We start from the raw sequence: 13,488 nt of genomic DNA, 5'->3' as shown, positions 1-13,488 counted from the left end.
AATCGTTGTGACTCACCTCACTCGAGCGGGGTGGGCTTGCAGGTGAAAGGCGCTTGATGGCCACGCATTCGTTCGGTCCGGGTTCGCCGGCCGCGTCGAACTCGTATTCCGGCTCGCCTGCCTGTAACCACAGCTATAGCGTCGCCGCCCTTCGCGCCGCCCTGATTGCGCTGGCGTTGCTCGCGGTTCTCGCCATCATCATCCTGTACTGACACTCACACCCCGGCGGGTATCCCCTCACGGCGGTCGTCCTTGCGGCGGGCGCGCGCATGGAGCAGGGTTGATTATGGCTGGCCGCCGCGTGGCAGCCCCGCGCGATGAGCGTCCGATCATCACCAACGATGCACCGAAGAAAGGAATGCTGTGGCTGTATACACCCTGCCCGACTTGGACTGGGACTTTGGAGCGCTGGAACCGCACATCTCCGGCCAGATCAACGAACTGCACCACGACAAGCACCACGCCACCTACGTCAAGGGCGCCAACGACGCCCTGGAGAAGCTGGAGGAGGCACGCGCCAAGGAGGACCACTCGGCGGTGCTCCTGAACGAGAAGAACCTGGCGTTCAACCTCGCCGGCCACGTCAACCACAGCATCTGGTGGAAGAACCTGTCCCCCAACGGCGGCGACAAGCCGACCGGCGAGCTCGCCGCGGCCATCGACGACGCCTTCGGTTCGTTCGACAAGTTTCGCGCGCAGTTCCACGCCGCCGCCACCACCGTGCAGGGCTCGGGCTGGGCGGCGCTCGGCTGGGACAGCCTCGCTCAGAAGCTGCTGATTTTCCAGGTGTACGACCACCAATCCAATTTCCCGCTCGGAATCGTGCCGCTGCTGCTGCTCGACATGTGGGAGCACGCGTTCTACCTGCAGTACAAGAACGTCAAGGTCGACTTCGCCAAGGCCTTCTGGAACGTCGTCAACTGGGCGGACGTGCAGGACCGTTACGCGGCCGCGACATCAAAAGCTCAGGGATTGATTTTCGGCTGAAACCGTCTTTTTCCAGGCTGGGGCGTCACGCGTATAGCGTGGCGCCCCAGCTGTTTGCGCTGCGCAAAATCGGGGCATCTTGAGAACATGTGCGTCAGTGGCCGTGTCGGGTTGCACGGCGCCTAACCCGCAGGCATGCTTAATCATTCGAGCTACCAGTGTGGTTAGGCGAAGCCAGGCGTCACACGGAGGTCGAGATGGAATCTGGGTCCGACCGCCCCATCGGGGTTTCCCCCTTCCATGCCCGCGGTGCCTTGAAAGGGTTTGTCATCTCGGGGCGTTGGCCGGATTCGACGAAAGAGTGGGCCCAGCTTCTGATGGTCGCGGTCAGGGTCGCGTCGTTGCCCGGATTGCTTTCCACCACAACGGTCTTCGGGGCGCGCGAGGAGTTGCCCGACGAGCCCGAGCCCGGCACCGTCGGCCTGGTGCTGGCCGAGGGCACTGTCTTTGGTGAATCGGCAATCCAGCCAGGGTATTTCGCCGACCATCAACCGCCCGCGCTGCTGATGCTGCATCCGCCGTCGGAAACCATGCCCTCGTTGCCGGAGTGCACCGGGGCCGCGTCCGGGTGCGTTCTGCTGCCGGGGCTCCCGTATCTGGGATTGGAGCACCGGGCCGCGTGGGTCGAAGCGGAGGCGGACGGGACGATCACCTCGATGGTGAGCCGCGTCGGCGTCGACCCGATCAGCCACCCCGACACGGCGATACTGGCTATGCTGCTTGCCGCGTAAGGGAATTCAAACGCGCTGATTCGGGCGGCGAATCTACAGATACGGGCGTCCGAACTTGCCCGGTCGCCTGGCGCGCGGCCTCCCCACCCGTTAGCGTTGGCACCGTTAGCGAAGGGGAGTAGCCCCGAATCGTCGAGTCGACACACTGGCGCACAGCCCGGCCGGCGAACCGATCCCGACAGGGCGGTGGGCGAGACCTTCGACCGGGTCCGGTGACCGATGCGGTCACGGACGACGTGTCGAAAGGTCGCCCGCCATGCTCGCCGCCACACTCCTCACCTTCGGGGTGGTTTTCCTCGCCGAGCTCGGCGACAGGTCCCAGCTGGTCACCATGACCTATGCGCTGCGCTATCGATGGTGGGTGGTGTTGGCGGGGGTGGCGGTGGCCGCGTGCCTGGTGCACGGGGTGACGGTGTCGATCGGCCACTTTCTGGGCGCCACGCTCCCGTCGCGTCCGATGGCCTTCGCGTCGGCGATCGCTTTCCTGGCCTTCGCGGTGTGGGCCTGGCGCGCGGACGCCGGCGGCGACGAGGGAGCGCCGACCGATCGGCAACCGCGCTTCGCGATGCTGACCGTCGTATCCACCTTCGTCCTCGCCGAGCTGAGCGACAAGACGTCGCTGGCGACGGTCACGCTCGCCAGCGACCACGATTGGACGGGCGTGTGGATCGGCTCCACGCTGGGCATGGTGCTGGCCGACGGATTGGCGATCGGTGCGGGCACGCTGCTGCATCGGCGCCTTCCGCAACAGCTGCTGCACGCCATGGCCAGCCTGCTCTTCCTGATCTTCGGGCTGTGGATGCTGCTCGACGCCGCACTGGGGTTGCGCTCGGTCGCCGTCGCGGTAACGGCGGCGGTGCTGCTGACCGCCGCGACGGTGGTGGCCGCGCAAACTCGGCGCCGGCGCAAGCAGGAGGCTGCGCCCGCCCGGCGGTTAACCGACATCGGCTAGAGTGCCGTCGGCACCCCCCTTCTTCCCGCCGTCTCGACCCGACGTCGCCCCCGGGGTATCTCCGGGGGCCATCAAGTGCACCCCGAGCCCGTTTTCCGGGCGTGTCTCCGACCTGACAGCAAATGTTGTCGCGGACAGCCGTTCGTTGCCTGCCAGTTGCGGTGCAAGTGCCCAGCATCCTCCCCCGAATCGAGGCGCCTTTCCTGATCCCAGTCGCCCGCCACCCTCGCGGTGAACCCGGATTCTGCGGATAACCTGTGAAGTTGGCCGATTTAGTGGACACCTCAGCGAATTAGTTAGACGCTCGTTCAGTGGGTATTCGGCAGTCGCCAGCAACGTCGGCCCCGAACCACAGCGGGTTTGCACCTGGTTGCGGACCCGATCCGTCGCTACCATTGTCAGCAAATACACCTCGGCAACAGTTCACTTCTACAGCCCAGTGGAGGTCATATCGATGAGCACGACGTTCGCCGCCCGCCTCAACCGCTTGTTCGACACGGTGTATCCACCGGGGCGCGGGCCGCACACCTCGGCGGAGGTGATCGCGGCGCTCAAGGCGGAGGGCATCACGATGTCGGCTCCCTACCTGTCCCAGCTACGTTCGGGCAACCGCACCAACCCGTCGTCGGCGACCATGGCCGCCTTGGCCAACTTCTTCCGCATCAAGCCGGCGTACTTCACCGACGACGAGTACTACGAAAAGCTCGACAAGGAGTTGTCCTGGCTGGCCACGATGCGCGATGACGGCGTGCGCCGCATTGCCCTGGCCACCGTCGGATTGTCTCCCCAGGCGCAGCAGGACGTCGTGGAGCGGGTCAACGAGCTCCGCCGGGTCGAACGCCTCGACGCCTAGCTTGCCCGCCCCCACCTGACCGGCTGCCTTCGGTGCATTCCGATTAGGGTTGGCTCTCGGAGAGCGATCGTCCACGAGAGACCGGGAGGCGGCCGGGAATGGGCCTGTTCCGCAAGCGAAAGAGCCGCGCGACGCGTCGCGCCGAAGCCCGCGCGATCAAGGCCCGCGCCAAGCTCGAGGCCAAGCTGGCCGCCAAAAACGATGCTCGTCGGCTCAAGGCCGATCGGCGCGCCGCCGAAAAGGCCCTCAACGCGCAGATCAAGTCGCAGCGGGACAGCGACCGGACGGCCCTGAAGGTCGCCGAGGCCGAGCTCAAGGCGGCGAAGGAGGGCAAGTTGCTGTCGCCGACACGGATTCGTCGGGCGCTGACGGTGTCTCGGCTGCTGGCCCCGGTCCTCACGCCGTTGATCTACCGCGGCGCCATGGCCGCCCGCGCGGCGATCGACCAGCGGCGCGCGGACCAGCTCGGCGTTCCGCTCGCCCAGATCGGCCAGTTCTCCGGGCACGGCGCCCAGCTGTCGGCCCGGATAGCCGGGGCGGAGAAGTCGTTGCGGGTCGTGCAGGAGAAAAAGCCCAAGGACGCCGAGACCAAGCAGTTCGCCGCCGCCATCAGCGAACGGCTCGCCGACCTGGCGGCGGCCGTGACCGCCGCGGAGAACATGCCGGCCGCGCGCCGCCGGGCGGCACACGCCGCGATCACGTCGCAGCTCGACGGTATCGAGGCGGACCTGATGGCCCGCCTCGGATTGACGTGACCGCCGTACGCGTCCTGATCGCGGCCGTCGCGCTGTATCTCGGTTCGGCGCTGGGCATCCCGACGGCATGGGCGCACGTGCACGCCACCAGCGACAACCCCGTGCGCGGCGCCATGGCCATCGTCACCTTCCAGGTACCCAACGAGTCCAACACCGGCGCGGCGACCACCGCGCTGAGTGTCGGCCTGCCCAACGTCGCCGCGGCCAGCACCGAAGCCATGCCCGGGTGGACGGCCAAGCTCGACCGTGACGCGGCGTCCGGCAGCGTTCGCTCGGTGACCTGGACGGCCGCGCCGAACGGCGGGATCGGGGTGGATCAATTCGGGCTGTTCCGGGTAGCGGTGCAGTTGCCCGACACCGAGACGGTGAGCTTCCCGGCCACGCAGACCTATTCCGACGGGACCGTCGTGAAGTGGGACCAGCCGCCGTCGCCCGGCGGCGGCGAGCCGGAACACCCGGCGCCGGCGCTGACCCTCACCGCGGGGGGCGGGGCGCCGCATGAGCACCATCCCGGCGGCGGCGCGCAATCACCGAAGCCGCCGGACAACACCGCCCGTCTACTTGGCGGGGCTGCGCTGGTGGTGGCCGCCCTCGGCATCGCGCTGGTGCTGTTGCGCCGACGCGGATGAGGCGCGTCCCGGTCGCCGCGGCGGCGGGCCTGCTGCTGGCCGCGATGGTGTCGGCCGCGATCCTGCACGCACAACCGGCGTGGGCACATGCCGCGCGGGTTTCCACCGACCCCGCCGACAACGCGGTCCTCACCACCGGTCCCGACCGGGTCAGCGCGACCTTCAACGAGAGGCTGCAGACCACGTTCGCCGCCATGACGGTCGTGGGGCCCGACGCCAACGTGTGGTCGGCCGGGGCGCCGACGGTGCAGGGCGCGATCGTCGGCGTGGCCCTGCGCCCCCTCGGCCCGGCCGGCACCTACACGGTGAACTACCGCGTCACGTCGGCGGACGGCCACGTGGTGTCGGGGTCCTGGTCGTTCCGGCTGACGGTCCCGGGCACCGGAACCCCCGGACCGCCGGCCGCCGGGCCCGGCGGGGACGGCGGCGTCCCGGTCTGGCCGTTTGCGGTGGTGGCGGTGGCGCTGGTCGCCGGGGGCGGCTGGTGGGCGCTGCGGCGCAGGCCCTGAGCGCCCCGGTCGCCGGGAGCCCGCCGCGCCTCCTGGCATGATGGGACGCGAGGAAACGGCGCGCGAGACGCACCCGAGACAGCTGCAAAGGAGCGGCCGCATGGCAGACCCGCAGGACCAACCCGACAGCGAGCCCGACGGCCCACCGACCCCGCCGGAGAAGAAACCTCCCGGCGAGGCCGCCAAGAAGGCCGCCAAAGCGCCCGCCAAGAAGGCACCTGCGAAGAAGGCCCCCGCCAAAAAAGCGCCCGCCAAAAAGGCCCCGGCCAAAAAAGCGCCCGCCAAGAAGGCGCCGGCCAAGAGCCCTGCGCCCCCGCCCCCCAGACCCGCCGAGCCGCCGCTGGGTATCCAGCAACGCATCGAAACCAACGGTGAGCTTGCCGCCGCCGCCAAAGACGCTGCCGCACAAGCCAAATCGACCGTCGATGCCGCGCCCAACCCGGTCTCACCCGAGGTCGCGCCGGCGGCATCCGGGCAGTCGCCGGTGCCGCTGATCGTCGCGGTGGCGCTCAGCCTGTTGGCGATCGTGCTGATCCGGCAGCTGCGGCGCCGCTGAGGTGGCCGTGCCGTTCCGGCCGACCGCCGACCTCGTCGACGACATCGGCCCCGACGTACGCAGCTGCGACCTCCAATTCCGTCAGTTCGGCGGCCGCCCCGAATTCGCCGGTCCGATCAGCACGGTGCGCTGCTTCCAGGACAACGCGCTGCTGAAATCGGTGCTCTCGGGCCCCGGCGACGGCGGCGTGCTGGTGATCGACGGCGCCGGCTCGCTGCACACCGCGCTCGTCGGGGACGTCATCGCCGAATTGGCCCGATCCAACGGCTGGGCGGGGGTGATCGTCAACGGTGCGGTGCGTGACGCCGCCGCGCTGCGCGGCATCGAGATCGGCATCAAGGCGCTGGGCACCAACCCGCGCAAGAGCAGCAAGACCGGCTCCGGCGAGCGCGACGTCGAGATCAGGCTGGGCGGCGTCAGTTTCGTGCCCGGCGAGATCGCCTACAGCGACGACGACGGCATCGTCGTCGTGCCGTCCGTCAACCCCTAAGCGGCAACCGCCGCACGCTTTTTCGCGAACCGCAACCCCTCGTCGGCGATCTTGCCGCGCCGGATCAACTGGATGTCGCGCAGGTAGTTCTGGTTGAGCCGCCACGGCTTGCGTGAGCCCTGCTTGGGCAGCTCGTCGAGCGAGCGCAGCACGTATCCGGGCGTGAATTCCATGAACGGGCGTTCGTCGACCTCCGAGCCGGGGTGGTCGACCACGACCGTCTCAAAGTCGTTGTCGTCCATGTAGTTCAGCAGGCGGCACGCGAACTCCGAGACGAGGTCGGCCTTCAGCGTCCAGGAAGCGTTGGTGTACCCGACCGTGTAGACCATGTTCGGCAGCCCGGACAACATCATGCCCTTGTAGGCCATCGTCTTGGTCAGGTCCACCTGCTGCCCGTCGACGGCGACCTTCGCGCCGCCGAACAGTTGAAGGTTCAATCCCGTTGCGGTGACGATGATGTCGGCCGGAACCTCCCGGCCTGAGGCCAGCCGGATGCCGGTGGGCGTGAACCGGTCGATCGTGTCGGTGACCACGTCGGCCTTGCCGTGCCGGATGGCGCGGAACAGGTCGCCGCTGGGCACCAGGCACAGCCGCTGGTCCCACGGATTGTAGTGCGGGCCAAAGTCTTTCTCGACGTCGTAGCCCTCGGGAAGCTGGCGCTGCACGTAGCTCAGCAGGATCTTGCGCATCCGCTTCGGCCACTTCTGGCAGGCGCCGTACAGCGCAGCCTGGCGCAGCACGTTCTTCCAGCGGATCGCGAAGTAGGCCATGTTGTCGGGCAGCCAGCGGTTGAGCCGCTCGGCCAGCTTGTCCCGCTTGGGCTGCGAGACGATGTAGGTCGGCGATCGCTGCAGCATCGTCACGTGCCCCGCACCCGATTCCGCCAGGGCGGGAATCAACGTGACCGCGGTCGCGCCACTGCCGATGACGACAACGTTCTTGCCGGCGTAATCCAGGTCCTCCGGCCAGTGCTGCGGGTGGATGATCGGGCCCGCGAAATCCTCCGAGCCGGCGAACGTCGGCGCGTAGCCCTGCTCGTAGTTGTAGTAGCCGCTGCACAGGAACAGGAATGTGCAGGTGAGTGTGGTTGGGGTGCCGTTGTTTTCGATCTGCAGGGTCCAGCGGTTTTCCGCATTCGACCAGTCGGCGCTCACCACCCGCTGGTTGAGCCGGATGTGCTTGTCGATGCCGTACATCGCCGCAGTGCCCTTGACGTAGTCGAGAATCGGGCCGCCGTCGGCGATGGCCTGGCGCTCGGTCCACGGGCGGAACCTGAAGCCCAGCGTGTACATGTCCGAGTCGGACCGGATGCCGGGGTAGCGGAACAGGTCCCAGGTGCCGCCCATCGCCGCCCGCTTCTCGAGGATGGCGTAGCTCTTGGTCGGGCAGCGGTCCTGCAGGTGCCAGGCCGCGCTCACGCCGGAGATGCCGGCGCCCACGATGACGACGTCTATGTGCTCAGTCATGTGGCCCACGCTATCAACGCAGTGTCGAACGAGTCAACGGGCTGTCGAAACTTTCAACAACGTGTAAAGTAACGTGCCGTGACGACCGCCGGCCCTACTCGCGCCCTTCGCGGCCGCCGCGCACTGCGCCCCTCCGGTGACGACCGCGAGCAGGCGATCCTCGCCACCGCCGAGCGACTGCTGGAAGAGCGTGGTTTTGCCGGCATCTCCGTCGACGACCTCGCCAAGGGCGCCGGCCTGTCCCGGCCGACCTTCTACTTCTATTTCAAGTCCAAGGAAGCGGTGCTGCTGTCGCTGCTGGAACCGGTAATCGCGCGGGCCGACTCCGAGTTCGACGGCGCGGTGCAGCGCCTGCCGGAGGACCCGCGTCGCGTGTGGCGCAACGGCATCAAGGCGTTCTACCGCGCGTTCAGCTCGCACCGCACGCTGGCCCGCGCCGCCACAGAGGCGCTGGCCACCAGCTCCGAGCTCCGCGCGGTGTGGCTGGGATTCATGCAGAAGTGGATCGACCAAACCGCGGCCATGATCATGGCCGAACGCGCGCGCGGCGCCGCCCCGGAGACCATCCCGGCCGCCGACCTGGCGACGTCGCTGAACCAGATGAACGAACGCACGATGATGGCCGCGCTCGCGGCCGAGGCCCCGGCGGTCGACGAGGACCGGGTCGTCGACACCCTCACGCACATCTGGGTCACCAGCATCTACGGCGAATCGGGCTAGGCTGTCGCAGCCGCATGGGAACATACGTTCGTGCGGTGTGAAGCGTCCATCCTGCACGCGGACCTGGATTCGTTCTATGCGTCCGTCGAACAGCGCGACGACCCGACCCTGCGGGGGCGTCCGGTGATCGTCGGCGGCGGGGTCGTGCTGGCCGCCAGCTACGAGGCCAAGGCCTACGGCGTGCGCACCGCGATGGGCGGCGCGCAGGCCCGCCGCCTGTGCCCGTCCGCCGTGGTGGTGCCGCCGCGTATGAACGCCTACTCCCGCGCCAGCGACGCCGTGTTCGAGGTCTTCCGCGACTGCACCCCGATCGTGGAGGCGCTGTCGGTGGACGAAGCCTTCCTCGATGTCGGCGGCCTGCACCGGGTCTCCGGCACGCCGGTACGGATCGCGGAACGGCTGCGCGCCGACGTGCGCGACCGCGTCGGCCTGCCCATCACCGTCGGCATCGCCCGGACGAAGTTCCTCGCCAAGGTCGCCAGCCAGGAAGCCAAACCCGACGGGCTGCTGCTGGTGCCGCCCGACCAGGAGTTGGCGTTCCTGCGTCCGCTGCCGGTGCGCCGGCTTTGGGGCGTGGGCGCGAAGACCGCCGAGAGGCTGCACGCGCACGGCATCACGACCGTCGCGGAAGTCGCCGAGCTCAGCGAGTCGACGCTCGCCTCGATGCTGGGCGGGGCGATGGGCCGCCAGCTGTATGCGCTGTCGCGCAACATCGACCGCCGCCGGGTGACCACCGGCGTGCGCCGCCGCTCCGTGGGCGCGCAGCGGGCGCTGGGCCGCGCCGGCAACCGCATGTCGGCGCCCGCGGTCGACGCGGTGGTGGTGAACCTGATCGACCGCATCACCGCCCGGATGCGCGCCGCCGGGCGCACCGGTCGCACGGTGGTGCTGCGGCTGCGCTTCGACGACTTCGGCCGGGCGACCCGGTCACACACTCTGCCGCGGGCCACCTCGTCGACACAGCCGATCCTGGCCGCCGCGCGGCAGCTCGTCGCGTCCGCGGCGCCCCTCATCGCGGAGCGCGGCCTGACCCTGGTCGGCTTCGCGGTGTCGGGCATCGACCGCAGCGGCGCGCAGCAATTGATGCTTCCGTTCGGTGGGGGTAGGCCGACCGTCGATGAGGCAATCGATCAAGTGCGCCGTCGCTACGGCAGATCCGCCCTCACGCCGGCGGTGTTGGTCGGCAGGGACCCGGGCTTCGAGATGCCGCACCTCCCCGACTGACGCAGCCGCACCCGGTCCAGCACGCCCGCGCTAGATCGCCTCGCCGGTCAGCGCCTCCTCGCTGGCGAAGCAGGTCATCGGCACCCGGCGTCTGAACAGCAGTGACTCCATGGCGCTGCCGGTAACCGGGCGCGAGAACAGAAAACCCTGCGCCCGATGACATCCGTGCTCCAACAGGGTCTGTACGGCGGCCGGCGTCTCGACGCCCTCAGCGACCAGTTGCAGGCCGAAGGCCTCCGCGAGGCCGATGATGGCGCGAACGATGGCCAAGTCGCTGGTGTTGGTGTCCAGGTCGCGGACGAATCCGGCGTCGATTTTCAGCATGTCGACCGGAAGGGATTTCAGGTGCGACAGCACCGCATACCCGGTGCCGAAGTCGTCGATGGCGATCTGGACCCCGACCTCCTTCAGCTCCGCGAGGGTTCGCCGAGTGGTTTCGATGTCGCGAACCACGGCGCGCTCGGTGATCTCCAGGCACACCGATCCGCCGTCGATGCCGAACTCCTCGATGGTGTCGGCGACGCTGCGGACGAAATTGGGGGTGATCAGCTGAACGGGCGACACGTTGATGCGCATCGTCGCGCCGTGTCCCACCCCGTTGGATTGCCACCGGCTGAACTCGGCGCAGGCGCTTCGCATGACCCATCGGCCCAGGTCTGCGGCGAGGTTGGTCGATTCGGCCACGCCGATGAACGAATCCGGTAGCAACAGCCCGCGCGTCGGGTGCCGCCAACGGACCAGCGCCTCGGCGCCCAGGATTTCGCGGGTCAGCAAGTCGACTTCGGGCAGGTAGTGCAGCAGCAGGGCATCGCTGTCGATGCCGGCCTGCAGATGGAACTCGATATCGTTGCGGAAGACGATATTGCGAGAGATGTCGCTGGTGCACACCACGACCTGGTTGCCCCCCGCGCGCTTGGCCGTCAGGGCGGCCTCGTCCGCACGGCGAAGTAGATCCGCGGTGTTGTCGTGTCCCGGCTTGCCCACCGCCATCCCGATGCTGACGGAGGGAGTGATCACGTCGTCGCCGATCTTCAATGGCGCGCACAGCGTCCTCTGAAGCCGCTGCGCGAGTGATTCCGCGCTCCTGGTGAGCATCGCCCGGTCCGAGAAGACGAGGAACTCGTCCCCGCCGATCCGACCGATCGTGCCCTGGTCGCCCAAGCTTGCCTGAAGCCGTTCGGCGAAGACCTTGAGGAAGTAATCGCCGGCGGGGTGGCCGAAGTAATCGTTGATCGCTTTCAGCCGATCGAGATCGAAATACAAGACCGCGACGGGTCCGGGGCGTCCCGCCGCGAGTCTGTCGGAGAGGCGCGCGACAACCGATCGACGATTGTGCAGGCCGGTCAGATCGTCATGCTCAGCCAGGTGCCGAAGCCCTTCTTCGGCGGCGATGCGGGCCTGAAGCTGGGCGAACAGAGTCGCCACCGCCCCCAGGGTGCCCAGCTCTTCCTGCTTCCACTTCTTGCGGCGATAGTTGACGAAGCCGAGTACACCCGTGGTCACCCCTCTGGTAACCAGCGGAGCGGCCGCCATCGACGGTGTCGCGATGCGGCGTCTTCCCGTTTGGCGCTGAAAGGCCTTGTACGCATAGGTCGTCGCGGCCGACGGCCGGATCACCACCGGTTCCGTGGGCTGTACCGCGAGCGGTTCCTTGCCGTGCGCGCAGGGGCCGAAGACGTCGTCGGCGCTGGTGAAGTCGACGATCGGCAAGAGATCCGCTTGTGGGCGGTCGGGTCGCGACGGCCATTCCGCGATCAATTTGGAGGCCGCGATGGCCGGGTCGTTGTGGCGTAAGAAACCGGTGTCCGCGTCGAACATGCGAACAAGCCTCGCCAGTACCTGTTGGCTCACCGTCGTGGCGGTGTACGCATTCGCCTCCATCAGTTGGGCGGCAACGGAGTTGACGAATCCTAGACCGCGCGACACGGTGCCTCGATCGCCGTCCTGCGGACAGTCTCACCAGGTTCACGCACGTCACCAGGCAAGTCGGGCCATGCCGACCAGGGCCGGAGCGGTGGCCCGGTCATCGTCGGACCACCGACGACATCCAGGTTTTGCCGCTGACCCGCCGGCGAATCGGATGGTCTCTTCGGCGCCGGCAGTTCGGCCCGCCGCCTACCGAGCGTGTGCCGGGTGGCGCAAGCCTTCCGCAGGGTGGGGCGTTCGCCAGCATCTGCTCGATCTGGTTCCACGCCACATTCCTTCTCGTCCGTTTCGCTGACGACGCCGTGGCCGGCGCACGCTACTTGCCGGCCGGCGTCCCTGTCCGCCGGTGTAACGATCCCGCGCACGGATCCCCAAGCGTGTCGAGGCCGGCGGGCTCGCCATACCTAATCTACAGTCAATGACGCATAAACGGTACGTCGAGTTTGGATTTGACCCATTTTTATTATGTGTCGTACGTCACTGGCGATCTGACGCGTGAGTGAAACGGCCCCCCCGCTGCCTCACCTACCCGAGCGCTGCCGTCCACTCCAGCAGCTGGTCGGCCGGCCAGGTGTTGACGATCCGCTCGACCGGCACGCCCGCGTCCAGCGCGCGCTGGGCGCCGTAGCCGAGGAAGTCCAGCTGGCCGGGCGCGTGCGCGTCGGTATCGATGCTGAACACGCAGCCGATCTCGAGCGCCAGCTGGAGCAGCCGGGTCGGCGGGTCCCGGCGTTCGGGACGGGAGTTGATCTCCACGGCCGTCCCATGGTCGCGACAAGCGGTGAACACCGCCTCGGCGTCGAACTTCGATTCGGGCCGGATGCCGCGCCCACCCGCGACCAGCCGGCCGGTGCAGTGGCCCAGCACGTCGGCGTGCGGATTGGAGACGGCGCGCAGCATGCGCCGCGTCATCGCCGGCGCATCCATCGACAGCTTCGAGTGGACGCTGGCCACGACGACGTCGAGGCGCTCGAGGAGCTCGGGTTCCTGGTCCAGGCCGCCGTCCTCGAGGATGTCGACCTCGATTCCGGTGAGGATGCGCATCGGCGCAAACTGGTCGCGCAACCGGTCGATGACGTCGAGTTGGGCGCGCAGCCGCTCCGGCGACAGGCCGTTGGCGATGGTCAGCCGCGGCGAGTGGTCGGTCAGCGCGCAGTACTCGTGGCCCAGCGCCGACGCGGTGGCCATCATCTCGTCGATCGGCGCCGACCCGTCCGACCAGTTCGAGTGCAGGTGCAAGTCGCCGCGCAGCGCGGACCGGATGTCACCGCCACCGAGATCTTCAGCGGCGGAACGCAATTCGACCAGGAGGTCGGGTTCTCGACCCGACCAGGCCTGGTCGATGACCTTCGCGGTCTTGGGACCGATGCCCGGCAACGTCTGCCAGCTGTTGGCCTGCCCGTGCCGCTCCCGCGCCGCGTCGTCAAGCGCTTCGACGATGTCGGCGGCGTTGCGGTAGGCCATCACCCGCCTGGGATCGTGGCGGCTGCGGTCCTTGTAGTAGGCGATCTGCCGCAGCGCCGTTACCGGGTCCATGGCTCCAGTGTGCCCAGGCGGTGACTGCAAGCGCGGCCGAGCCTGGCGCCGCGGCTCCCTGCCCGTTTTGCAGTGGGTCGGCTGGCCCAGGTTCTAGTGTTGTAGCCGGCAAACGTCGGCGCAGGGATCAGGTGTCGCGTTCGCAGCGTGCGAC

General features: G+C 68.3%; 15 protein-coding genes. 12 read left to right on the top strand and 3 right to left on the bottom strand.

Annotation, left to right across the window (positions count from 1 at the left end; translation table 11 throughout):
* The first annotated feature begins 56 nt into the window (after nucleotides 1-56).
* The 10 genes from A5696_RS28010 (at nucleotide 57) to rraA (ending at nucleotide 6,462) form a co-directional block, all read left to right on the top strand.
* Nucleotides 57-212 carry a hypothetical protein gene (locus tag A5696_RS28010; protein WP_197516974.1) on the top strand — a complete coding sequence of 52 codons (156 nt, stop codon included), beginning with the start codon at nucleotides 57-59 and terminating at the stop codon, nucleotides 210-212.
* Nucleotides 213-363: 151 nt separating this feature from the next.
* Nucleotides 364-987 (top strand): superoxide dismutase, encoded by a 624-nt coding sequence (locus tag A5696_RS13745; RefSeq protein ID WP_067879431.1) that lies wholly within the window; start codon nucleotides 364-366, stop codon nucleotides 985-987.
* A 197-nt stretch (nucleotides 988-1,184) separates the two neighbouring features.
* Entirely contained in the window at nucleotides 1,185-1,718 is a 534-nt protein-coding gene (locus tag A5696_RS13740; protein ID WP_067879619.1) for a peptidase, read from the top strand.
* A gap of 256 nt (nucleotides 1,719-1,974) precedes the next feature.
* Nucleotides 1,975-2,670, top strand: a complete 696-nt coding sequence (locus A5696_RS13735) for a TMEM165/GDT1 family protein (RefSeq protein ID WP_067879428.1) — start codon at nucleotides 1,975-1,977, stop codon at nucleotides 2,668-2,670.
* A gap of 454 nt (nucleotides 2,671-3,124) precedes the next feature.
* Nucleotides 3,125-3,523: a helix-turn-helix transcriptional regulator gene (locus tag A5696_RS13730; protein WP_067879616.1), complete on the top strand. Its 399-nt coding sequence runs from the start codon at nucleotides 3,125-3,127 to the stop codon at nucleotides 3,521-3,523.
* Nucleotides 3,524-3,621: 98 nt separating this feature from the next.
* Nucleotides 3,622-4,278, top strand: coding sequence for a DUF6474 family protein (locus A5696_RS13725; protein ID WP_067879425.1), 657 nt, complete (start codon nucleotides 3,622-3,624; stop codon nucleotides 4,276-4,278).
* On the top strand, nucleotides 4,275-4,907 hold the full coding sequence (locus A5696_RS13720) for a YcnI family protein (protein ID WP_231964322.1): 633 nt from the start codon (nucleotides 4,275-4,277) through the stop codon (nucleotides 4,905-4,907). The genes A5696_RS13725 and A5696_RS13720 overlap by 4 nt, the downstream gene beginning before the upstream one ends.
* Nucleotides 4,904-5,416, top strand: coding sequence for a copper resistance CopC family protein (locus A5696_RS13715; RefSeq protein ID WP_067879421.1), 513 nt, complete (start codon nucleotides 4,904-4,906; stop codon nucleotides 5,414-5,416). The genes A5696_RS13720 and A5696_RS13715 overlap by 4 nt, the downstream gene beginning before the upstream one ends.
* A 100-nt stretch (nucleotides 5,417-5,516) precedes the next feature.
* The gene (locus A5696_RS29175; RefSeq protein WP_067879610.1) at nucleotides 5,517-5,972 is read left to right on the top strand and encodes a nucleoid-structuring protein H-NS; all 456 of its coding nucleotides are present in this window, start codon (nucleotides 5,517-5,519) and stop codon (nucleotides 5,970-5,972) included.
* A 1-nt stretch (nucleotide 5,973) separates the two neighbouring features.
* Entirely contained in the window at nucleotides 5,974-6,462 is a 489-nt protein-coding gene (gene rraA / locus A5696_RS13705) for a ribonuclease E activity regulator RraA (RefSeq protein ID WP_067879418.1), read from the top strand.
* Here the strand turns inward: rraA and A5696_RS13700 are convergent.
* Nucleotides 6,459-7,928: an NAD(P)/FAD-dependent oxidoreductase gene (locus A5696_RS13700; RefSeq protein WP_067879415.1), complete on the bottom strand. Its 1,470-nt coding sequence runs from the start codon at nucleotides 7,926-7,928 to the stop codon at nucleotides 6,459-6,461. The genes rraA and A5696_RS13700 overlap by 4 nt on opposite strands.
* Before the next feature lie 78 nt (nucleotides 7,929-8,006).
* On the opposite strand from A5696_RS13700, the gene A5696_RS13695 reads away from it, so the two are divergent.
* Nucleotides 8,007-8,648 carry a TetR/AcrR family transcriptional regulator gene (locus tag A5696_RS13695; protein WP_067879412.1) on the top strand — a complete coding sequence of 214 codons (642 nt, stop codon included), beginning with the start codon at nucleotides 8,007-8,009 and terminating at the stop codon, nucleotides 8,646-8,648.
* A 30-nt stretch (nucleotides 8,649-8,678) separates the two neighbouring features.
* Nucleotides 8,679-9,872 (top strand): DNA polymerase IV, encoded by a 1,194-nt coding sequence (gene dinB, locus A5696_RS13690; RefSeq protein WP_067879409.1) that lies wholly within the window; start codon nucleotides 8,679-8,681, stop codon nucleotides 9,870-9,872.
* A 30-nt stretch (nucleotides 9,873-9,902) separates the two neighbouring features.
* Here dinB and A5696_RS13685 read toward each other — a convergent pair whose 3' ends face one another.
* Both A5696_RS13685 and A5696_RS13680 read right to left on the bottom strand, forming a co-directional pair.
* Entirely contained in the window at nucleotides 9,903-11,753 is a 1,851-nt protein-coding gene (locus A5696_RS13685; protein WP_067879406.1) for a bifunctional diguanylate cyclase/phosphodiesterase, read from the bottom strand.
* A gap of 570 nt (nucleotides 11,754-12,323) precedes the next feature.
* On the bottom strand, nucleotides 12,324-13,334 hold the full coding sequence (locus A5696_RS13680; RefSeq protein WP_067879403.1) for a PHP domain-containing protein: 1,011 nt from the start codon (nucleotides 13,332-13,334) through the stop codon (nucleotides 12,324-12,326).
* Between the last annotated feature and the right edge of the window lie 154 nt (nucleotides 13,335-13,488).

Source organism: Mycobacterium sp. E2699 (assembly GCF_001666745.1).
GTDB lineage: Bacteria > Actinomycetota > Actinomycetes > Mycobacteriales > Mycobacteriaceae > Mycobacterium.
This window is presented reverse-complemented; position numbering and strand designations above follow the sequence as displayed.

Bases quoted from the DNA above. Each gene is read 5' to 3' on its own strand.
- A5696_RS29175 (WP_067879610.1), top strand. From the start codon at position 5,517: ATGGCAGACCCGCAGGACCAACCCGACAGCGAGCCCGACGGCCCACCG.
- A5696_RS28010 (WP_197516974.1), top strand. From the start codon at position 57: ATGGCCACGCATTCGTTCGGTCCGGGTTCGCCGGCCGCGTCGAACTCG.
- A5696_RS13700 (WP_067879415.1), bottom strand. From the start codon at position 7,928: ATGACTGAGCACATAGACGTCGTCATCGTGGGCGCCGGCATCTCCGGC.
- A5696_RS13725 (WP_067879425.1), top strand. From the start codon at position 3,622: ATGGGCCTGTTCCGCAAGCGAAAGAGCCGCGCGACGCGTCGCGCCGAA.
- A5696_RS13730 (WP_067879616.1), top strand. From the start codon at position 3,125: ATGAGCACGACGTTCGCCGCCCGCCTCAACCGCTTGTTCGACACGGTG.
- A5696_RS13685 (WP_067879406.1), bottom strand. From the start codon at position 11,753: ATGGAGGCGAATGCGTACACCGCCACGACGGTGAGCCAACAGGTACTG.
- A5696_RS13680 (WP_067879403.1), bottom strand. From the start codon at position 13,334: ATGGACCCGGTAACGGCGCTGCGGCAGATCGCCTACTACAAGGACCGC.
- A5696_RS13715 (WP_067879421.1), top strand. From the start codon at position 4,904: ATGAGGCGCGTCCCGGTCGCCGCGGCGGCGGGCCTGCTGCTGGCCGCG.
- A5696_RS13735 (WP_067879428.1), top strand. From the start codon at position 1,975: ATGCTCGCCGCCACACTCCTCACCTTCGGGGTGGTTTTCCTCGCCGAG.
- A5696_RS13740 (WP_067879619.1), top strand. From the start codon at position 1,185: ATGGAATCTGGGTCCGACCGCCCCATCGGGGTTTCCCCCTTCCATGCC.